At 73.9% G+C, this 20268-nt stretch carries 16 protein-coding genes; 10 read left to right on the top strand and 6 right to left on the bottom strand.

Going from position 1 to position 20268, the window contains the following annotated elements:
* The first annotated feature begins 121 nt into the window (after nt 1-121).
* A complete protein-coding gene (cyc2, locus tag ACFRAC_RS05915) occupies nt 122-2281 on the top strand; it encodes a germacradienol/geosmin synthase Cyc2 (protein ID WP_382921339.1) in 2160 nt (719 codons plus the stop codon).
* A gap of 47 nt (nt 2282-2328) precedes the next feature.
* Here cyc2 and ACFRAC_RS05920 read toward each other — a convergent pair whose 3' ends face one another.
* Complete coding sequence (locus ACFRAC_RS05920) at nt 2329-2628, bottom strand: hypothetical protein (protein WP_382922135.1); 300 nt, start codon at nt 2626-2628, stop codon at nt 2329-2331.
* On the bottom strand, nt 2574-2777 hold the full coding sequence (locus tag ACFRAC_RS05925) for a hypothetical protein (RefSeq protein ID WP_382921342.1): 204 nt from the start codon (nt 2775-2777) through the stop codon (nt 2574-2576). The genes ACFRAC_RS05920 and ACFRAC_RS05925 overlap by 55 nt, the downstream gene beginning before the upstream one ends.
* A 121-nt stretch (nt 2778-2898) precedes the next feature.
* On the opposite strand from ACFRAC_RS05925, the gene ACFRAC_RS05930 reads away from it, so the two are divergent.
* The 3 genes from ACFRAC_RS05930 (at nt 2899) to ACFRAC_RS05940 (ending at nt 6010) form a co-directional block, all read left to right on the top strand.
* The gene (locus ACFRAC_RS05930) at nt 2899-3471 is read left to right on the top strand and encodes a PDZ domain-containing protein (RefSeq protein ID WP_382921345.1); all 573 of its coding nucleotides are present in this window, start codon (nt 2899-2901) and stop codon (nt 3469-3471) included.
* Between the two features lie 421 nt (nt 3472-3892).
* Nucleotides 3893-5020: an aminopeptidase P family protein gene (locus tag ACFRAC_RS05935; protein WP_382921348.1), complete on the top strand. Its 1128-nt coding sequence runs from the start codon at nt 3893-3895 to the stop codon at nt 5018-5020.
* 60 nt (nt 5021-5080) lie between these two features.
* Nucleotides 5081-6010: a phosphotransferase family protein gene (locus ACFRAC_RS05940; protein ID WP_382921351.1), complete on the top strand. Its 930-nt coding sequence runs from the start codon at nt 5081-5083 to the stop codon at nt 6008-6010.
* A gap of 8 nt (nt 6011-6018) precedes the next feature.
* On the opposite strand, the gene treZ is transcribed toward ACFRAC_RS05940, so the two are convergent.
* The gene (gene treZ, locus ACFRAC_RS05945; RefSeq protein WP_382921354.1) at nt 6019-7764 is read right to left on the bottom strand and encodes a malto-oligosyltrehalose trehalohydrolase; all 1746 of its coding nucleotides are present in this window, start codon (nt 7762-7764) and stop codon (nt 6019-6021) included.
* A gap of 183 nt (nt 7765-7947) precedes the next feature.
* On the opposite strand from treZ, the gene ACFRAC_RS05950 reads away from it, so the two are divergent.
* The 3 genes from ACFRAC_RS05950 (at nt 7948) to ACFRAC_RS05960 (ending at nt 10408) form a co-directional block, all read left to right on the top strand.
* Nucleotides 7948-8499, top strand: a complete 552-nt coding sequence (locus ACFRAC_RS05950) for an FHA domain-containing protein (RefSeq protein ID WP_382921357.1) — start codon at nt 7948-7950, stop codon at nt 8497-8499.
* A gap of 143 nt (nt 8500-8642) precedes the next feature.
* The gene (locus ACFRAC_RS05955) at nt 8643-9998 is read left to right on the top strand and encodes a M14 family zinc carboxypeptidase (protein WP_382922104.1); all 1356 of its coding nucleotides are present in this window, start codon (nt 8643-8645) and stop codon (nt 9996-9998) included.
* Nucleotides 9995-10408, top strand: a complete 414-nt coding sequence (locus ACFRAC_RS05960; RefSeq protein ID WP_382921360.1) for an SSI family serine proteinase inhibitor — start codon at nt 9995-9997, stop codon at nt 10406-10408. Before ACFRAC_RS05955 ends, ACFRAC_RS05960 begins: the two co-directional genes overlap by 4 nt.
* A gap of 37 nt (nt 10409-10445) precedes the next feature.
* On the opposite strand, the gene ACFRAC_RS05965 is transcribed toward ACFRAC_RS05960, so the two are convergent.
* From ACFRAC_RS05965 to glgX, 3 genes are all read right to left on the bottom strand, one after another.
* Complete coding sequence (locus ACFRAC_RS05965) at nt 10446-11696, bottom strand: M14 family zinc carboxypeptidase (RefSeq protein ID WP_382921363.1); 1251 nt, start codon at nt 11694-11696, stop codon at nt 10446-10448.
* A gap of 130 nt (nt 11697-11826) precedes the next feature.
* The gene (gene treY / locus ACFRAC_RS05970; RefSeq protein ID WP_382921366.1) at nt 11827-14178 is read right to left on the bottom strand and encodes a malto-oligosyltrehalose synthase; all 2352 of its coding nucleotides are present in this window, start codon (nt 14176-14178) and stop codon (nt 11827-11829) included.
* Nucleotides 14179-14286: 108 nt separating this feature from the next.
* Nucleotides 14287-16431 (bottom strand): glycogen debranching protein GlgX, encoded by a 2145-nt coding sequence (glgX, locus tag ACFRAC_RS05975; RefSeq protein ID WP_382921369.1) that lies wholly within the window; start codon nt 16429-16431, stop codon nt 14287-14289.
* 181 nt (nt 16432-16612) lie between these two features.
* Here glgX and ACFRAC_RS05980 point away from each other — a divergent pair, with 181 nt between their 5' ends.
* The 3 genes from ACFRAC_RS05980 (at nt 16613) to ACFRAC_RS05990 (ending at nt 20207) form a co-directional block, all read left to right on the top strand.
* Entirely contained in the window at nt 16613-17434 is an 822-nt protein-coding gene (locus ACFRAC_RS05980; RefSeq protein WP_382921372.1) for a Tat pathway signal sequence domain protein, read from the top strand.
* An 88-nt stretch (nt 17435-17522) separates the two neighbouring features.
* Nucleotides 17523-18866, top strand: coding sequence for a copper amine oxidase (locus ACFRAC_RS05985; RefSeq protein WP_382921375.1), 1344 nt, complete (start codon nt 17523-17525; stop codon nt 18864-18866).
* A 102-nt stretch (nt 18867-18968) separates the two neighbouring features.
* Nucleotides 18969-20207, top strand: coding sequence for an SAV2148 family HEPN domain-containing protein (locus ACFRAC_RS05990; RefSeq protein ID WP_382921378.1), 1239 nt, complete (start codon nt 18969-18971; stop codon nt 20205-20207).
* Nucleotides 20208-20268: the final 61 nt, after the last annotated feature.

Raw genomic sequence — 20268 nt, forward strand, 5'->3', positions numbered from 1 at the left:
ACCGCCCCGGAACGCCATGACACCCCGCCCGGGACGCCCGCTTTCGCCCTCGTTTCACGCGATGGTGTGATCATGTGCGGCCCGGAGGATGCCCGCCGAAGGCCCTGGGTAGGGCCGGGCCATGACGCAGCAGCCCTTCGAACTCCCGCACTTCTACATGCCGTATCCCGCGCGGCTCAACCCGCACGTCGACGAGGCCCGCGCCCACTCGACGCGGTGGGCGCGCGAGATGGGCATGCTGGAGGGCTCCGGGATCTGGGAGCAGGCCGACCTCGACGCGCACGACTACGGCCTGCTCTGCGCCTACACCCACCCCGAGTGCGACGGACCCGCGCTGTCCCTCATCACCGACTGGTACGTGTGGGTATTCTTCTTCGACGACCACTTCCTGGAGACCTTCAAACGCACCCAGGACCGGGCCGGCGGCAAGGCGTACCTGGACCGGCTCCCCCTCTTCATGCCCCTGGACCCGGCCACCCCGACGCCGCGGCCGGAGAACCCGGTCGAGGCGGGCCTGGCCGACCTGTGGCAGCGCACCGTCCCCACGATGTCCGCCGGGTGGCGCCGCCGCTTCTCCGTGGCGACGGAGCATCTCCTCAACGAGTCCCTGTGGGAGCTGTCGAACATCAACGAGGGCCGGGTCTCCAACCCGGTCGAGTACATCGAGATGCGCCGCAAGGTGGGCGGGGCGCCCTGGTCCGCGGGGCTCGTCGAGTACGCCACCGCCGAGGTGCCCGCGGCCGTCGCCGGGACCAGGCCGCTGCGGGTCCTCATGGAGACGTTCTCCGACGCCGTGCACCTGCGCAACGACCTGTTCTCCTACCAGCGCGAGGTCGAGGACGAGGGCGAACTCTCCAACGGCGTCCTGGTGCTGGAGACCTTCTTCGGCTGCACCACCCAGGAGGCCGCCGACACCGTCAACGACGTCCTCACCTCCCGGCTCCACCAGTTCGAGCACACCGCCCTCACCGAGGTGCCCGCGGTGGCCCTGGAGAAGGGGCTCACCCCCGACGAGGTCGCCGCCGTCGCCGCGTACGCCCGGGGACTGCAGGACTGGCAGTCCGGCGGCCACGAATGGCACATGCGCTCCAGCCGGTACATGAACAAGCGCGCCGAACCGTCCACGCCCTGGCGGGGGCCGAGCGGTCCCGGCACCTCCGCCGCCGACGTTCGGGCGCTGCTCGCCTCGGCCGGCGCGGAGCGGCTGCGCGCCTCCACGCATGTGCCGTACCAGCGGGTCGGCCCGTCCCGGCTCCCCGACTTCTCCATGCCCTTCCCCCTGGAGCTGAGCCCGCACCTCGACGCGAGCCGGGTGCGGCTCGCCGAGTGGACGCGGGAGATGGGGATCCTGTCGGAGGGGGTCTGGGACGAGGACAGGCTGCGCTCCTGCGACCTGCCGCTGTGTGCGGCCGGACTCGACCCCGACGCCACCCCCGAGGCCCTGGACCTCAGTTCGTCGTGGCTGGCCTGGGGCACCTACGGCGACGACTACTACCCGCTCGTCTTCGGCCACCGCCGGGACCTCGCGGCCGCCCGGGCCACCACCCACCGGCTGTCGGCGTGCATGCCCCTGGAGGGCGAGCAGGCCGTCGTCCCGGTCAACGCCATGGAGCGCGCGCTGATCGACCTGTGGGCCCGCACGACCGCCGGGATGACGCCGGAGCAGCGGCGGTTCCTCAAGGACGCGGTGGACCTCATGACCGAGAGCTGGGTGTGGGAGCTGTCCAACCAGCTCCAGAACCGCGTCCCCGACCCGGTCGACTACCTGGAGATGCGCCGCGCCACCTTCGGCTCCGACCTCACCCTCAGCATGTGCCGGATGGGCCACGGGCCCGCCGTACCGCCGGAGGTGTACCGCAGCGGTCCGGTGCGCTCCCTGGAGAACGCGGCCGTCGACTACGCGTGCCTGCTCAACGACATCTTCTCGTATCAGAAGGAGGTCGAGTACGAGGGCGAGATCCACAACGCCGTCCTGGTCGTGCAGAATTTCTTCGGCATCGGCTACCCGGCCGCGCTGGACGTCGTCCATGACCTGATGACCCAGCGCATGCGGCAGTTCGAGCACGTCGCCGCGCACGAACTGCCTATCGTGTACGACGACTTCGGGCTGTCGGACGAGGCGCGGGACATCATGCGGGCCTATGTGACCGACCTGCAGAACTGGATGGCGGGCATCCTCAACTGGCACCGCCACGTGGACCGTTACAAGGCCGAGTACCTGGCCCGGCGCGCCCACGGCTTCCTGCCGGACCGGCCGCCCGCCGTGCCCGCCCTCGGCTGACCCTGCCTCCCCCTGCCCGGCCGCGTGCCGGGCAGGGGTGTCCGGCCTCAGTACTCCTCCCGATGGGGTGCGTCCCGCCACGCGTCGAACGGCCGTGTGCGGTCCGGCACTTCCAGCCGCTCCAGCGACAGCGGCCAGGGCATGCCGTCCCGCCGGGCGAACAGCTCGTGCGGGGCCGCGTCGTCGAAGCCGGCCGCCGCGGCGTCGTGCCGGCCGGCGCAGTGCACGACCCCTTCCGGGCGCGCCCGCAGGGCCGCGGTCAGGCACATCGGGCACGGCCCGCACGACACGATCAGCGCACAGCCCTCCGGCGAGGCGCTGCCCAGCTTCTCCCACGCGGCGCGCACACCTCGGCGTGCGCGCCGCGGTCGAGGGCGGTGGTGACACGGTTGGTGCCGGTGGCGACCACCTCACCGTCCCGGACGACCAGCGCGCCCAACGGGCCGCCGCCCTCGGCCACGCTCTCCGTGACCGGCGTGACGCCCGCCGCATCCACTCACGCGCGGCTCGCGTCGTCACGGTCACTCCTGGGGGTGAGGAGACGGCAGGTCAGTCTCACTCGATCGTGGCTCGTGGTGCGCCGGTGCGCCGGGTAGGCACCTGCCGGAGGCGATCCGATGGAACAGACTGCGTTGCGACCCAAGCCCATGCCTGGTCAGGGGCCCACCGACAAGGACCGGGCGGACGGAGGCGCCCGGCGCCCGCACGCCGCGCCCCTCCGGCGCGGGCGGCGCCTGGCGAACCTCGCCGCCGCGGTCCTCGCGGCCCTGGTTCTCGTCCTGGCGGGCGTCGGGCTCGGCACGCTCGGCAGCACGGTGATCGGCATGAGGGAGCTCGCCGCACTCCAGCGCCGGAGCGGCCCCGGCCCCACCGCCACCCGGCCCGCCGCCCCGGCACCGGCCACCGCGTCGCCCGCGCCGGCCACCGGCGCGACGCTCGGAGTGGAGGCCGTCGACACACGGGGGCCGGGGGCCCTGGTCGTCGCCGTCCATGTCCCCGGCCCCGGCTACACGGCCGGCCTGGTCCGCGGGGACGTCGTCCTCGCCCTCGGCCGGTCCCGCGTCGACGACGCGGCATCCCTCGCCCGAGCGGTCTCGCGCGCCCGCCCCGGCCGCGAGATCACGCTGACGGTCCGCCACGGCAACGGCACCCGCCAGCGCCTGACGGCCGTCCCGGGCATCACGACCTGACCACCCACACGGCGGACCCACGCGGCGCCACCGGACGCGTGACGCCATGTCCGCGCGGCGTCCGCGCCCGGCTCCCCGCGTCCCGCCCCCGGTGCGGGGTTCACGGTCTCCGGGAGCGCCGTGCGGCCCGAGCCGTGCTCGCCGGACGGGCGGACACCCGGCCCACGGCCGTGCGGGCGTCACGCTGGGGCCGTCCGCGCCCGCGGGGTTCCGGCGCCGCCGCCCGTGCGACGGGACGGGGCGTACGCCGTGTCCCCGTGGCGTCCGCACCCGCGCCGGCCTCCCCGGCACCCCCGCGTCCCGCCCCCGGTGTGCGGCGTCCGTGAACCGGTGACAGGGGTTCCCCTGACCGGCTCGCGTCCGTCCTCCCGGGCGGGCAGGATGCTGCCCGTACTCCTTTCACGTGACCTGGGAGGCCCGGATGAGCGGCACCGCGCCCGCGCCCTTCACCGCCGACGACTACCGGGCCCGGATGGAGCGCGCCGTCGGCGCGGCCTCCGGCGCCGGTCTCGCCGGGCTCCTGGTGGCCCCCGGCCCCGACATGGTGTGGCTCACCGGGTACTCCCCGCCCGCCGACACCGAGCGGCTCACCCTGCTGGTCCTCACCGCGGACCACGGGCCCGTCCTCGTCGTCCCCGCCCTGGAGGCCCCGGACGCCGCGAAGGCCACCGGCGCGCCCGCGCTGACCCTGCGTGACTGGACCGACGGCCAGGACCCCTACGCCGCCACCGCCGCCCTCCTGGACGCGAGCGGCCGGTTCGGCATCAGCGACAACGCCTGGGCGATGCACCTGCTCGCCCTCCAGCGGGCCCTGCTTGGCACCTCGTACGCCTCCCTCACCGACGCCCTGCCGATGCTGCGGGCCGTCAAGGACGCGGCCGAGCTGGAGCTGCTGGCCGCCGCGGCCGCCGCCGCGGACGCGGCGTTCGAGGAGATCCGCAAGGTGCCCTTCGGCGGGCGCCGGGAGTCCGAGGTGGCCGCCGACCTCGCCGGGCTGCTGCGGCGCTTCGGGCACTCCCAGGTCGACTTCACCATCGTCGCCTCCGGCCCGAACGGCGCCGACCCGCACCACGAGGCCGGTGACCGGCGGATCGAGCGGGGCGACATGGTCGTCCTCGACTTCGGCGGCCTGAAGGACGGCTACGGCTCCGACACCTCCCGCACGGTCCACGTCGGACCGCCCACCGACGAGGAGCGCCGCGTCCACGACCTGGTGCGGGCGGCCCAGGAGGCCGGGTACCGGGCCGTCCGGCCGGGCGCGGCCTGCCAGGACGTCGACCGGGCCGCCCGCGCCGTCATCGAGGAGGCCGGCTACGGCGACCGCTTCATCCACCGCACCGGCCACGGCATCGGCGTCACCACGCACGAGCCGCCGTACATGATCGAGGGCGAGGAACGGCCCCTGGTGCCCGGCATGTGCTTCTCCGTCGAGCCGGGTGTCTACCTGCCCGGCCGCTTCGGTGTGCGCATCGAGGACATCGTCACCGTCACCGAGGACGGCGCCCGGCGCCTGAACGACACCACCCGGCAGATGGTCATGGTCGACTGACCGGTGACCCGCCCCGGAGCACGGAGCCCCCGTCCACCCCCGAGCGACAACGGCGCGACCATGACCCAGGCACCGACACCCACCGAGGACACCGTCCGCCGGCTGGTCCGTTCCCTGCTCAAGGACGGCACCGGCGACGCGGCCGGCCCCGAGATCCGGCCCGCCTCCCCGGGCGCCGACCCCATCACCTGGCTGGTCGGGACCCGCCATGTGCTGCGGCTCGCCCCCGACCGGGAGGCGGCCGTCCGCCAGCGCCGCGAACTGCGGCTGCGCGAGCTGGTGCGCCCGCACGTGCCCGTCGCCGTGCCGACGAGCGTCGCCCACGGCGAGTGGGCCCCCGGTCTGACCTACACCCTCGACACCCGGATGCCCGGCGCCCCGGGCACCGAGAACAAGGTGTCCGCCATCGGTGAGGCCGACCTGTCCGGGCTGCTCACCGGGCTGCACCAGATCTCCGTACGGCAGGCCGAGACGCTCGGCGTGCCGCGCGCCGCCCCCCGCTCGCTGGAGGCCCTGCGCCGCACCGCCGAGGGGGCCGCGGCCCGGCTGGCCGCCGCCGAGGAGTTCGACGCCGGGCGTCTGCGCCAGCTGACCCGGCCCGCGGCCGTGCAGCTCGGGGCGCAGCCGGGCGCGGCCGTCCTCGTCCATCACGCCCTCACCGGCGACCACCTCGTCGTCAGCGCCGACGGCCGGGTGCGCGGCGTCCTCGGCTGGGACGGCACCGTGGTCGGCGACCCCGCCGAGGACATCGCGGGGCTCGCGCTCGCCGTGGGCTCACCGGCCGCCGTCCGCGCCGCCACCCTCGCCGGGTACGGCGCCCGCCCCTGCCTGCGCGGCCTCTGGCTGGCCCGCTGCGACGCGATCGTCCGCCTGGCGGCCCGCCTGGACGGGCAGGGCACGACGCCCCTGCCCGTGCTGCGCTCCTGGCTGCGCAACGCCTGGGAGGCGATCCTGCTGGAGCGGGTCACGGACGACGCCCCCGAGCCGTGAGATCCGGTTCAGGACTGGAGCAGGACCACTGCCGACTCGCCCGGCACGTGCAGCACCCCGTCCGCCCCCGGTGACTCCACCGGCTCCCACGCGGCCAGGACCTCCGCCTCGCGCGGGCCCAGCGGGATCGCCGCGGGGCGGTCGGAGAGGTTCACCGCCACCCGGACGTCCCCGCGCCGGAAGGCGAGCCAGCGGGCCTGCTCGTCGTAGGCGACCTTGGTGTCGGCGAGGTCGGGGTCGGTGAGGTCGGGTTGTTCGTGGCGCAGGGCGATCAGGCGCCGGTACCAGGCGAGCACGCGCGCGTGCGGCTCGCGGCCGGGTTCGGACCAGTCCAGGCAGGAGCGCTCCCGGGTCGCCGGGTCCTGCGGGTCCGGCACGTCCTCCTCGGCCCAGCCGTGCGGCGCGAACTCCCGCCGCCTGCCCCGCCGTACCGCCTCGGCGAGCTCGGGGTCGGTGTGGTCGGTGAAGAACTGCCAGGGCGTGCCCGCCGCCCACTCCTCGCCCTGGAACAGCATCGGCGTGAACGGCGCCGTCAGCGTCAGTGTGGCCGCGCAGGCCAGCAGGCCGGGGGAGAGGGAGGCGGCGAGCCGGTCGCCCTGGGCGCGGTTGCCGACCTGGTCGTGGGTCTGGCTGTAGCCGAGCAGCCGGTGCCCGCCCACGCGCGTACGGTCCAGGGGGCGTCCGTGACCGCGGCCCCGGAAGCTGGAGTAGGTGCCGTCGTGGAAGTAGCCGCCGGTCAGGGTCTTGGCCACGGCGGCGAGGGGCGCCCGCGCGAAGTCGGCGTAGTAGCCCTGGGACTCGCCGGTCACGGCCGTGTGCAGGGCGTGGTGGAAGTCGTCGTTCCACTGGGCGTGCAGCCCGAGCCCGCCGTCCTCGCGCGCGGTGATCAGCCGCGGGTCGTTCAGGTCCGTCTCCGCGATCAGCGACAGCGGCCGGCCCAACTCGGCGGCGAGGGCGTCGACGGCCGTCGACAGCTCCTCCAGGAAGTGGCACGCGCGCGTGTCCACCAGCGCGTGCACCGCGTCGAGGCGCAGCCCGTCGAGCCGGTGGTCCCGCAGCCAGGCCAGGGCGCTGCCGACGAGGTAGGCGCGCACCTCGTCCGAGCCGGGCGCGTCCAGGTTGACGGCGGCGCCCCAGGGCGTCTGGTGCCGGTCGGTCAGGTACGGCCCGAAGGCGGGCAGGTGGTTGCCGGACGGGCCGAAGTGGTTGTGGACCACGTCCAGCACCACGCCGAGCCCCAGCGCGTGCGCCCGGTCGACGAAGCGTTTCAGCGCCTCGGGGCCGCCGTACGGCTCGTGCACGGCCCACAGCGAGACCCCCTCGTATCCCCAGCCGTGCCGGCCGGGGAAGGGGGTCAGGGGCATCAACTCGACGTGTGTGACGCCCAGTTCGGCGAGGTGCCCGAGCCGGTCGGCGGCGGCGTCCAGGGTGCCCTCGCGGGTGTACGTGCCCACGTGCAGCTCGTACAGGACCGCGCCGGGCAGCGGCCTGCCCGCCCACTCGGTGCGCCACTCGTAGCGGGCGTGGTCGACGACCGCGCTCAGCCCGTCCGGGCCGTCCGGCTGCCGCCGCGACCGCGGATCGGGCAGCACCGGCCCGTCGTCCAGTGCGAAGCCGTACCGGCTGCCGTCCCGCGCGTCCGCATCCCCCCGCCACCATCCCGCACGCTCCGGATCGGGCTCCAACGCGCTTGTGGCGCCGTCGCAATGGAGCGTGACCCGGTCGGCCTGTGGTGCCCACACCTCGAACTGCACGGACGGTTCCCCTTCGTCTGTCCACGGTGACGTAGCCCGTCCCATGGTGCTCCACCAGAGATCGATCCGCTGGGGGATCCACCCTTTCGCGGTGGGCGGCGTGCCGCACGGCACGCCGCCCACCCCGGCGGCCGTTTCCCCGTTTTCTGGACAGCCGGGACGCCCTGACCGACAATCAGCACCGTGACGTCGTCCTTCGAGTTCCACACGTACCCCGCGCGGCTGTCCGACGCGGAGCGCGACAAGGCGCTGAAGGTGCTCCGCGACGGCGTCGCCATGGGCCGGCTGTCGCACGACACGTTCGTCCGGCGCATGGAGCTGGCCCTCGCCGCCCGCCGCGCGGACGAACTCCTCGCGCTCACCGCGGACCTGCCCTCGCAAGGGCGGCTGTCCCGCGTGGTGTTCGGCACCGTGGAGGCGGTCTCCGGCTTCACCGTGCGGCTGCGCCGCGCCTGGCAGGCCGAGCGGCTGCCCAAGCTGCTGCTGCCCCACCCCGCGACCGGGCATCCGCTGCGCATAGGCCGCGATCCCGCCAACGGGCTGCGGCTCACGCACGAGACGGTGTCCCGCGTGCACGCCGAACTGAGCCACCAGGCCGGTCTGTGGGTGCTGCGCGACCTCGGCTCCACCAACGGCACCACGGTCAACGGCCGTCGTGTCATCGGTGCCGTCGTCGTCCGGGAGGGCGACCAGATCGGCTTCGGGCGGATGGCGTTCCGTCTCGCCGCGCACTGACGGGAAACCGCCTCCGGCCCGGGCGGGGTGACTCAAGTCGGCTTGGCCGTCGCGGTGTTGACGTACATCCCAAGTCGTGACTGACTGTGCGTACACCATGCACATCAGGTGAACCGACGGCACCAGATTCGTGGAGGTGTGCCCTGCCGCCCCTCCTGCGCTATCCGACCGTCGACGAGCTCGGGGCGCGAGCGGCCTCGCTCGTCGCCCGCCATCCCCGGCAGACGCGGCTGCGCCGGGTCGGGACCTCACGGGCAGGTACGCCCCTGTGGTTGCTGTCCGTCGGCCACGGCGGCCGCCAGGCCCTCGTCGTGGCCGGGCCGCACGCCAACGAGCCGGTGGGCGGCGCCACCGTCCTGCGGCTCGCCGAGCGGGTGCTGGCCGACCCCCGGCTCCACGAGGGCGCCGACGCCACGTGGAACCTCCTGCTCTGCCTCGACCCCGACGGCCTGCGCCGCAACGAGGGCTGGCTGCGGGGCCCGTACGCCCTCGGCGACTACTTCCGGCGGTTCTTCCGGCCCGGCTTCCTGGAGCAGCCCGAGTGGCTGCCCGACGGCGCCGAGGCTGTGACGCTCCCCGAGACCCGCGCCCTGCTCGCGCTCCAGGACGAACTGCGGCCCTTCCTGCAGTGCTCGCTGCACGGCGTCGACGTCGGCGGCGGCTTCGTCGAGCTGACCCACGACCTGCCCGGCCTCGCCCAGCGCGTCGCGAGCAGCGCCGCCCGCCTGGGCATCCCGCGCGAGCTCGGGCCCTACGACACCCTGTACTGGCCGGAGCTGGGCCCCGCCGTCTACCGGATCCCGCGGCCCCGGCGCGGCGACCTGGCCGCCGCCATCACCGAGGCGGCCGTGGAGTCGACCTGGTTCCACCCGCACCGGTACGGCACCGTCACGGCGGTCGTCGAGGCGCCCATGTGGGGTGTCGCGGCGGTGGAGGACGGTGCCCCGCCCACCGACGAGGAAACGGTTTTGCGCCGGGTGAGCCACACCCTGCGCGACGACACCCGGGTCCTGGAACGGCTGCTGGACCGCCTGCGCCCCCATCTGCCGGCCGGCCCCGAGACGGCCCGTCTGCTCGCCCCCGTCGACGACTACTTACTGGTCTGCCCGGGCCTCGCCGACACCTGGGACCCCGACGTCCCGGACCCCGTGGGCACCCACCCGCTGCCCCTGCTCAGCACCGCCCATCTGGCCGCCCTGCGCATCGCCGGACGGCGTCTCGCCCTGCGCACCGCCGGACTGCTGCACCAGCTCGTCACCGGCGCGGGCCACGATCCGGCGGGCGTGCTGCCCGAGCTGGAGCGGTGGCTCGACACCTGGTGCGACGACTACCGCGACGGGTGCGGGGCCCGCTGGATACCGGTCGCCCGCCAGGTCGAGTACCAGTCGCGCGTGGTGCTCTCCGCGTTCGAACTCGCCCACCGGCACGCGTCCGGACGCTCCCGTTCGGGTGAGTCGGGCTGGAACACCGGGGCCACCGTGCCGATGCATCGGGAATGACCCGACGCACCACACTCGTACGAGGCGGTCTGCTCGCGGCCGCCGCCGCCCTGGCCCTCGGCGCCGCCGCACCCCACGCGACGGCCCGGCAGGCGGACTCCGGCAACTGGCTCTTCGTCACCGTCACCCATGGCGACGGCCGGCACGGCGAACGGCCCGGCCGGCTCCTGCTCTGCGACCCGCCGCAGGGCCACGCCAAGGCGGCCGAGGCCTGCGCACAGCTGGACGCGGTGGACGGCGACATCCGCAGACTCGAACGGCGCGACACCTACTGCCCCATGGTCTACGCGCCCGTCACCGCCCACGCGCGCGGCGAGTGGAACGGCCACCCTGTGGACTACCGCGAGACCTTCGCCAACGGCTGCGGGATGGCGGCCCGCACCGGCGCGGTCTTCGCCGTGGACGACTGACCTGACGGCCCGCGCGGCACGCGCGCGTACCGGCGGCTCAGTCCGGCCGGTCGCGCGCGTGCCGCGCCGCCGCCAGGACCGTGCGGGACTGGTGCTCGACCTGGTGCTCCAACGGCACCCAGCGGGCCTGGAACCGCTCGGCGAACGCCTCGCTCCAGGCCGCCACCAGCTGGTCCAGACGCTGCGCCCCCGGGTCCTCGGTCTCCCGCAGGACCCGCAGCAGCATAGCGGCCGCCCGCAGCGGCAGCCGGCGCCCGAACGCGTCCACGCTCCCGATGTACGCCATGGTGCCGTCGGCGGGCGGGGTGCGCGTCCAGTCCGCCGCCAGCCCCGGCACCAGCTCCAGCGCCCACTGCGCCGCCCGCAGCAGCGGCCCGTCGACGCCCGCCAGCCGGGGCCGCGCCTGCGCCAGCACCCGCTCCACCTCCCGCGCGTCCCGCAGCAGCCGGGCCGCTAGACGCCGCATCGCCCGGTCCGGCGCCGGGTGCGGGGCCGGGTCGTCCACCAGGTCGCTGGCCCACATCGGCACCTCCACCACGGCGGTCAGCCCGCCGTAGCGGTGCACGTGGTACCAGGTGCTGCTGCGCGCGTCGTCCGGCATGCTCGGATACGCCGCCCGCGCGTCCGGCGCCGGCATCACATGCACCCCGGGACCGGACGCCGGCCAGCCCACCGCGTCCGACGCGCCGGTCTCCACCGGGATGTGCAGCTCGGCCGCCGACTTCGCGAACGGCTCGGCGAGCCCGGGGACGTCCCGGGTCAGCTGCACCCAGCTGCCGCCCAGATCGGTGCCGTGCAGGGTCACCTGGAGGTAGGGCCGCAGCTCGTCGATGACCGCGGTCAGCACCCGGGTCTCGGGGGGCAGCAGGCCGGGCGGCAGCGTCGCCGGCGCCCACTCCGGCTGCTCCGGGGCCGCGGGCCGGAAGAACCCGCGGTGGTAGTCGTACAGGCTCCGCGGGGCCGGGGTGACGTGCAGGCTCGCCCCGTCGGGGTCCGCGCACAGCAGGAAGTGCCAGGAGACGTCCGCCCGCAACTCCCGCTCCATCAGCACCCGTTCGGCGACCGCGAGCACCGCGGGGCCGCCGGAGGGCTCGTTGGCGTGGGCGCCCGCGACCACCAGGACGGCCCGCGCCGCGTGGCCGATCGACAGCAGGTGCAGGGGTCTGCCCGCCCGGGAGGCCCCCACCTGCCGCAGCCTGCACAGTGCGGGGCGGTGGGCGGCCAGCGAGCGGGCCGACCGCACCAGCTCGGCAGGAGTGGGGTAGCGCAGCTCCGTCAGGGAACTCACCCCCGTCACGTCCGCCCGGCGTCGCCTTCCGCAGTACCCCACGGACTCATTGAGCTGTCAAGGAGCACACGGGGAGTCCGCCGGGGGCGCCCGGAGGCACCGCCGGCCGGCGGCGCCCCGGGCCCGCCCGTCACTCCCCGGCGCGTTCCAGCAGCGCCACCGGCAGCCGCTCGAAAAGCTGCTCCACACGCGCGTGCCCGGTGTACTCCCGCTCCGGGTCCAGCACGTCGACCCAGCGGCCCGGCGGCAGTTCGAGCTTGGTGTCCCGCCAGCCGCCGTCCCGCGTCAGCCGCAGCGACAGCCGGGTGGCGGCGGTCAGCACCTCACCGGACCGCACGAACGCCACACAGTGCTCCGCCGCCGGGCCCTCGGCGGCGAGCGGCTCGTACGACGCCGCGTCGCCGAAGACCTCCGGGCGCCGCCGGCGCAGCCGCAGCGCCGCCGCCGTCACCCGGCCCTTGTCGCCCGGGTCGGCGGGCGGGAACGCCGCGGCCCGGCGGTTGTCCGGGTCCACCAGCGCCCGGTACTCGCCCTCGGTGCCCTGGTAGACGTCCGGCACGCCCGGCATCGTCAGCTGCGTCAGGGCCATGCCGAGCACATTGGCCCGGACATGGGGCTCCAGGCCGCGTCGGAAGGCCGTCACGCGCTCTCCCGGCACCCCGCACGGCCCCGCGGCCACGAAGGCGGCCACCGCCTCCTCGTACGGCGGCTCCTGCTCCGTCCAGCTGGTGAAGAGGCCCGCCTCCCGGACGTGCTTGAGCAGGGCCCCCTGGACGCGGTCGGTGTCCGCCTCGCCCAGTCCGAACACCGTCTGCCAGGCCGCCCACGCCAGCTGCGCGTCCGGGACGCCCTCGCCGTCCCGGGTCACCTCCGCCACGACGTCCGCCCAGTCCCGCGGGCACTCGGTGAGCACGGCCAGCGCGGCCCGCACGTCGGCGCTGCGCTTGGTGTCGTGCGTGGAGACCACCGTCCCGGTCAGCGGCCAGTCCCGCTGCAGGCGCGCGCAGTAGGCGTGGAACCGGTCCGGCGACACGGAGGGGCTGCCCGGGTCGCCGCCCACCTCCGTCGCCGACAGCAGCGCCACATGCCGGTAGAACGCCGTGTCCTCCACCGACTTGGCCCGCAGCGCCGACGACGTCTGCGCGAACCGCGTCCGGAACTCGACGGCGGCCGGCCCGTCCCCGGCGCGCCCGAGCACCAGGTCGCGCACCACGTCCACGGCGTCCGCCTCCTCGGGCACGGCGAAGGCCCGCCGCGCCTCGGCGGCGGCCTCCTCGGTGAGCACGAGGGAGGCGTCGGCCGAGGCGTACGGCCGGTAGACGTCCATCCGGACCAGCAGCTCCTGGAGGGCGGTGCGCAGCGCCCAGGGCGCCCGGTCGCGCAGCGCGGGGTCGGGAGAGGTGTCGCAGACCCGGTGCGCCGCCCGCGTCAGCCGGTCGACCTCCGCGGCCAGCTCATGGGTGAGCACCTTGTACCCGGCCCGCCGCACCGTGGCGTCCCAGTCGCCGCCCCGGTCGGTCTGCGGGGCCGCGAACCGCCGGTAGGCGCCCAGCAGTTCCCCGTACCCGGCCGGGTCGGTGAACAGGCCGTCGACGTGCCGCAGGGCGTCGTAGCCGGTGGTGCCGGCGACCGGCCAGGCGGCCGGCAGATGCTCCCGGTCGGACAGGATCTTCTCCACCACGGTCCAGCGCCCGCCGGTCGCCTCGTGCAGCCGCCGCAGGTATCCGTCGGGGTCGGCGAGGCCGTCGGGGTGGTCGACGCGCAGCCCGTCGACCACGCCCTCGTGGAGCAGCTGGAGGATCTTGCCGTGGGTGGCCTCGAACACCTCGGGGTCCTCTACCCGCACCCCGATCAGCTCCGAGATGGAGAAGAACCGCCGGTAGTTCAGCTCGGTCCGGGCCAGCCGCCACCATGCCAGCCGGTACCACTGGGCGTCGAGCAGCCGGGGCAGCGGCAGGTCCCCGGTGCCCTCGCGCAGCGGGAACACATGGTCGTGGTAGCGCAGGACGTCGCCGTCCACGACCAGGTCGTCCAGCTCCTGACCGAGCGGGCCGCCGAGCACCGGGAGCAGCACCCGGCCGTCCTGCGCCTCCCAGTCGATGTCGAACCAGCGCGCGTACCGGGACGCGGAGCCCTCGCGCAGCACCTCCCACAGGGCGCGGTTGTGGCGCGGGGCCATCGCCATGTGGTTCGGCACGATGTCCAGCACCAGACCCAGGCCGTGCTTCCGGGCGGTGCGCGAAAGGGCCCGCAGCCCGTCCTCGCCGCCCAGTTCCTCGCGCACGCGCGCGTGGTCCACGACGTCGTAGCCGTGCCCCGACCCCGCAACCGCCTCCAGGACGGGGGACAGGTGCAGATGCGAGACGCCGAGCGAGGACAGGTACGGCACGGCCTCGGCCGCGGCCGAGAACGGGAACGAGGGCTGCAGCTGCAGCCGGTAGGTGGCAGTCGGCACCATGGGGTCGGATCGCTCAGGTGTCATGCAGACCTACGTACCCCCTTTTGCCGCCCTTCGTGTCATCACCCGCCGCCACGTGGGCCCACGCGCGGGTGCGGCCCCGGTCGCCGCGGACCGCACCCGCGCCGCGGCCTACACCGGCCGCTGCAGCACCGTCAGGCTGCGGTCCACCAGCGTCAGCCGTTCCCCGGCCTGCACCTTGGGCCCCGTGCCGGGCGGCACCCCGTCCGGGCGCGCGGTGTCCACCACCACCTGCCACTGCCGGCCGTGGTCGACCGGTACGACGAAGTCCAGTGTCTTCGGCGAGGCGTTGAACATCAGCAGGAACGAGTCGTCCGCGATCCGCTCCCCGCGCGGACCGGGCTCGGAGATCGCGTTGCCGTTGAGGAACACCGTCAGCGCCGACGCCTGCGCCCGGTCCCAGTCCCGCTGGGCCATCTCCTTGCCCTCCGGGGTGAACCAGGCGATGTCCGACAGGTCGTCGTGGGTGCCCTCCACGGGCCGCCCGTGGAAGAAGCGGCGCCTGCGGAAGACGGGGTGGTCCCGGCGCATGCCCACCATCGCGCGCGTGAAGGCGAGAAGCTCCCGCGACGGGCTTCCTCCGGCCCCGTCCCCCTCTTCCTCACCGGGCTGCGGCCACCGCACCCACGAGAGCTCGCTGTCCTGGCAATAGGCGTTGTTGTTGCCCTGCTGGGTGCGGGCGAACTCGTCGCCGTGACTGATCATCGGCACGCCCTGGGACAGCATGAGCGTGGCGATGAAGTTGCGCATCTGCCGGGCCCGCAGCGCCAGCACGTCCGGGTCGTCGGTCTCGCCCTCCGCGCCGCAGTTCCAGGACCGGTTGTGGCTCTCGCCGTCGCGGTTGTCCTCGCCGTTGGCGTCGTTGTGCTTGTCGTTGTACGCCACGAGGTCGTGGAGGGAGAAACCGTCGTGGCAGGTCACGAAGTTGATCGAGGCCAGCGGGCGGCGCCCGTCGTCCTGGTACAGGTCGGAGGAACCGGTCAGCCGGGAGGCGAACTCCGCGAGCGTGCGCGGCTCGCCCCGCCACAGGTCCCGCACGGTGTCGCGGTACTTGCCGTTCCACTCGGTCCACAGGGGCGGGAAGTTGCCCACCTGGTAGCCGCCCTCGCCGACGTCCCAGGGCTCGGCGATCAGCTTCACCTGGGAGACCACCGGGTCCTGCTGCACCAGGTCGAAGAACGACGACAACCGGTCCACCTCGTGGAACTGGCGTGCGAGCGTCGCCGCGAGGTCGAAGCGGAATCCGTCGACGTGCATCTCGGTGACCCAGTACCGCAGCGAGTCCATGATCAGCTGGAGCACGTGCGGGGACCGCATGAGCAGCGAGTTCCCGGTGCCGGTGGTGTCCATGTAGTACCGCGGGTCGTCCGTCAGCCGGTAGTACTGGGGGTTGTCCAGGCCCCGGAACGACAGTGTCGGCCCCAGGTGGTTCCCCTCGGCCGTGTGGTTGTAGACGACGTCGAGGATGACCTCGATACCGGCCTCGTGCAGCGCCCGCACCGCCGACTTGAACTCCAGGACCTGCTGGCCGCGGTCGCCCCAGGAGGCGTACGCGTTGTGCGGGGCGAAGAAGCCGATCGTGTTGTAGCCCCAGTAGTTGTTGAGCCCCATGTCGACCAGCCGGTGGTCGTTGACGAACTGGTGGACCGGCATCAGCTCCAGCGCCGTCACGCCCAGCTCGGTCAGGTGCTCGATCACCGCGGGGTGCGCGAGGCCCGCGTAGGTGCCGCGCAGCTCCTCCGGCAGCCCCGGGTGGCGCATCGTCAGGCCCTTCACATGGGCCTCGTAGATCACGGTGTGGTGGTACTCGGTGCGCGGGCGCCGGTCGTCGCCCCAGTCGAAGTACGGGTTCACCACGACGGACGACATCGTGTGCGGCGCCGAGTCGAGGTCGTTGCGCCGGTCGGGTTCGCCGAAGTGGTAGCCGTAGACCTCCTCGCCCCAGCGGATCGAGCCGCTGACCGCCTTCGCGTACGGGTCGAGGAGCAGCTTGGCGGAGTTGCAGCGCACCCCCCGCTCCGGGGCGTACGGTCCGTGCACCCGGAATCCGTACCGCTGTCCCGGCATGACGCCCGGCACGTACGCGTGGCGTACGAAGGCGTCGCTCTCCCGCAGTTCCACCGCCGTCTCCGAGCCGTCGTCGTGCAGCAGACACAGCTCTACTCGGTCCGCGGCCTCCGTGAAGACCGCGAAGTTGGTCCCGGCGCCGTCGTACGTGGCACCGAGTGGATATGCCTCTCCAGGCCAGACCTGCATGGACACGACTCTTTCAGCTCGACCCCGCCGACGGGGGCGCCTTGACGTCGAGTCTCCCCGAAAGTCATGGAACCACCCCCGACTTACGTCCCTCTTACCGGTCGACCAGTGCATACACCGTATGCCGAACGTGTGGGGCAATCACATACTCCCGATGACCTAGGGGGAGTAGGGGGAAGATGTGCGCGAGATAGTGCACCGCCATCTGGGGAAGGTGGTGGCCGGTGCGGCCATCGCGGTGGCGGGTACCGCCGTGATGGTCGGGATCACCCTGCCGGGCACGGCCGGGGCCGGCGAACAGGCGGGTGACACCGCGGGGCAGACCGCGGCCCGGCAGCAAGGGGCCGCGGGACAGGGCGCCGGCGCGGTGGCGCCGGGCGTCGTGGAGGAGGCCCCGGAAGAGGGCGACAAGGGCGTCGGCGACGACCCGCTGACCGACGACGAGACGGAGCGCGCGGCAGGGCTCGCGGCGAGCGGGCAGCTGCGCACCGCCGGGGAGAACGTGGCCGGGGACCGCGGCGCGCAGCGCCTCGGCGTCGAGCTCGCCGAGCCGGACGGCGACGGGACGGACCGCGCGGACGGGCCGCGCCGGGCCGAGGTGACGCTTTACGACTACAAGACGGACACGCTCGTCACCCGGACCGTCGACCTCGACACCGGCAAGGTCGAGCGGACCGTCACCGAGCACGGCGTCCAGCCGCCCCTGAGCCGGGCCGAGTACGCCGAGGCCGCGAAGCTGCTCATCGCCCACCCGCTGGGCGCGGGCATGAAGGCGGACTACAAGGACGCCACCGGCAAGGCGCTCACCTCACCGGACCAGCTGCTGCTCAACGGCGCCGTGTACCGGGCCACGCCGGGCGGGCAGCCCGCCGCGCTCGGCGAGTGCGGCGAGCACCGCTGCGTGCGGCTGTTCCCGAAGGTGAGGAACGGGCCCTGGATCGACGCCCGGTCCTTCGTGATCGACCTCAGCGCCCGCCAGATCGCCCGGCTCGACCCGCGCTGAGCCCGGCCAGGCCGCTCCACCTCTCCACCGGGCCCGACCCGCCCGGACACCACGTACTCGCATCTCCTGCAAGAGGAGTCACCTCGTCATGCGTGCAAACAGTTCGACCAGCGGTTCCCGCCCGAGGAGAAGGGGCCGGGCCCGCAGGGGCGCCGCCGTCGGCGTGTCCCTGGCCGCCCTGGCGGCCGGCGCCACGACCGGCGCGGGCACCGCCACCGCCCAGCCGCGGGCCGCCGCCGCGGCCGCCGCCGACTGCAGCGCCGCCTACCGCATCGAGCAGAAGCTCGGCAGCGGCACCACCTGGCGCATGTGCTGGCGCTACGACGGCAAGGCCGGGCTCGTCCTGGAGAAGATCTCCTACCAGCCCAAGGGCGAGACCAAGCCCATCAAGGTCCTCAACAGCGCCCGGCTCGGGCAGATCCACGTCCCGTACGACGACGGCAGCGTCGAGTACGACGACCTGACGGGCTTCGGCTTCGCGCAGGGCCTGATGCCCCTGAAGGCCACCGAGTGCCCCGGCGGCACGATCAAGACCGTCAAGGTCCCCGAGGCGTGGGACCCGCAGAACCCCGACGTCAAGGGCCTGTGCACCACGACCCGCGCGCGGGGCCACGCCTACCGGATGCAGGGCGACAGCGCGAACAAGGTCTACGCCGCGCAGGGCGAGGACCTGCTCGTGTACACCGTCAACCAGGTCGGCTGGTACGAGTACATGACCGAGTGGCGCTTCCAGGACGACGGCACCGTCACCATGAACGTCGGTGCCACCGGCAGCCTGTCGTACGACGACTACGACGCCGGGGACGGCCGGGGCTGGCCCATCGGCAAGGGCGACCGCGCCAAGGCCACCAGCCACAGCCACAACGTGTTCTGGCGCCTGGACTTCGCTTTGGACGGCTCCACCAAGAACCGCGTCGAGCAGTACGACTCGACGGTGACCGCGCCCGCTTCCGGCGACCACGCGCCGAAGACGAAGACCAGCGTCACCAAGGTCACCAAGGAGCTGGCCGGCGACGCCAAGGCGTACCGCTGGTGGCGGATGGTCAGCGCGACCGGCAAGAACGCGGACGGCCACGCCCGTTCGTACGAGATCGTCCCCGGCGTCAGCACCAAGTACCCGGGCCGCAGCTACACCAAGCACGACGTGTACGTCACCGAGTACGACAAGTGCGAGAAGTTCGCGACCCACAACACCGGTTGCGGCACCGGGCACCCCAAGTCCGTGGACAAGTGGGTGAGCGGGCAGACCCTCAAGCACCCGATCACCTGGATGAACGTCGGCTTCCACCACATCGCCCGCGACGAGGACCAGCAGCCCATGCCGGTCCACTGGCAGGGATTCTCCATCGTGCCGCGCGATGTGACGGCCATGAACCCGCTCACGCCGAGCGAGCTCGCGTGGCAGAACGGCCACTGGCAGCCGCGCAGTTGAGAAACGACCTGTCCATCCGGCTGCACCGCCCGCCGCTCCCGGAGTACCCTTCCTTGATCGTTGGGACGGGGAGTGCTCGGGGGAGCGGAAGGCGGTGCGCGGGTGGGCTCGGGAGGGCTGGAGTTGCCCCCTGGTGACGAGGGTCACGAGGGGAACTCCCCGGACGTCCCGCCCGGCACGGTGTCCCTGGCCCGGCCGATGGAGACCAGTTCCATCGGCCCGGAGCTGGACTGGGACCCCGAGGCGTGGCGCGAGGTGCGCACCCGCGCCCAGCGGGCCGGGCGCGCCTACATCTGGCTGAACCTCGTCGAACAGCGGCTGCGGGCCGTCGTGGCCGCCGTGCTGCGGCCCGTGTACGAACCCGTCCACGGGGACGACTGGGTGGTGGCGGCCGCCGGACCGGCCGGTCAGGAGTGGGTCCAGCGCGCGGTCGCCGTACGCGAGGTCAGCCGCCGCAAGGGCTACCTGCTCGACCCGGCCGACGACAACGTCCTGAGCTTCCTCACGCTGCCGCAGCTGCGCGAGCTGATGGTGCAGCACTGGCCGTGCTTCGAGCCGTATCTCGACGACCGGCGGGACGTCGAACTCGCCCTGGACGAGCTCGAGGTGACCCGGAACGTGGTCTCGCGCAACCGCGCCCTGTCCGAGGCCGTCCTCAACCAGGCCGAGCGGGCCTCCGCCCGCCTCCTGGAGGCGCTCGGCACGGGCGGGGACGTGCCGTCGGCCCGCCGGCTGCCCATCGACGCCGTCGAGGACCTGATCGGCGACCGCTACTCCGACGTCGTCGCCGTCCACTCCGACCGGGTGCGGCTGCTGCGCCGGTTCCCCGCCGAGGACATCTTCGGCGGCGCGCGCCGGCTCGACGCCCTCGGCATCGGCCTCAACCTGCTGGTGCAGAACTTCTCCGGGCGGCGGCTGGTCCGGCTCGCCGAGGCCGGCTGCCGGGTGCGGCTGCTGTTCCTCAACCCGGCCTCCAGCGCGGTCAAACGGCGCGAGCGCGAACTGGGCATCAGGCGGGGCGAGCTGAGCCGCGCGGTGGAGATGAACATCCTGCACATGCGCCGGGTGCGGTCGCGACTGCGCGACCCGGGCGCCTTCGAGATCCAGGTCTTCGACGAGACGCCCCGCTTCACGGCCTACCTCGTGGACGGCGACGGCGCCGACGGCATAGCGGTCGTGCAGAACTATCTGCGGCGCACCCGCGGCATGGAGGCGCCGGTCCTGGTGCTGCGCAACGGCAGCAGGGTCGTCAAGTCGGACGAGATCGACGAGGGCGGACTCTTCCCCACCTATCGCGAGGAGTTCGAGCTGATGTGGGCGGATTCGCGCCCTGTGTCCTGAACTGCCCCGCTGGGCGGGAAGTGTCCTGCCGGATCAGCGGAACGCGGTCGTCGGATTGTCA

Source organism: Streptomyces sp. NPDC056628, assembly GCF_042792555.1.
In the GTDB taxonomy this organism is placed as follows: domain Bacteria; phylum Actinomycetota; class Actinomycetes; order Streptomycetales; family Streptomycetaceae; genus Streptomyces.

What these genes read in the sequence shown, in the direction of transcription:
- cyc2 (WP_382921339.1), top strand. Translation starts at nt 122, where the DNA reads ATGACGCAGCAGCCCTTCGAACTCCCGCACTTCTACATGCCGTATCCC.
- ACFRAC_RS05930 (WP_382921345.1), top strand. Translation starts at nt 2,899, where the DNA reads ATGGAACAGACTGCGTTGCGACCCAAGCCCATGCCTGGTCAGGGGCCC.
- ACFRAC_RS05935 (WP_382921348.1), top strand. Translation starts at nt 3,893, where the DNA reads ATGAGCGGCACCGCGCCCGCGCCCTTCACCGCCGACGACTACCGGGCC.
- ACFRAC_RS05940 (WP_382921351.1), top strand. Translation starts at nt 5,081, where the DNA reads ATGACCCAGGCACCGACACCCACCGAGGACACCGTCCGCCGGCTGGTC.
- ACFRAC_RS05960 (WP_382921360.1), top strand. Translation starts at nt 9,995, where the DNA reads ATGACCCGACGCACCACACTCGTACGAGGCGGTCTGCTCGCGGCCGCC.
- treY (WP_382921366.1), bottom strand. Translation starts at nt 14,178, where the DNA reads ATGACACCTGAGCGATCCGACCCCATGGTGCCGACTGCCACCTACCGG.
- glgX (WP_382921369.1), bottom strand. Translation starts at nt 16,431, where the DNA reads ATGCAGGTCTGGCCTGGAGAGGCATATCCACTCGGTGCCACGTACGAC.
- ACFRAC_RS05985 (WP_382921375.1), top strand. Translation starts at nt 17,523, where the DNA reads ATGCGTGCAAACAGTTCGACCAGCGGTTCCCGCCCGAGGAGAAGGGGC.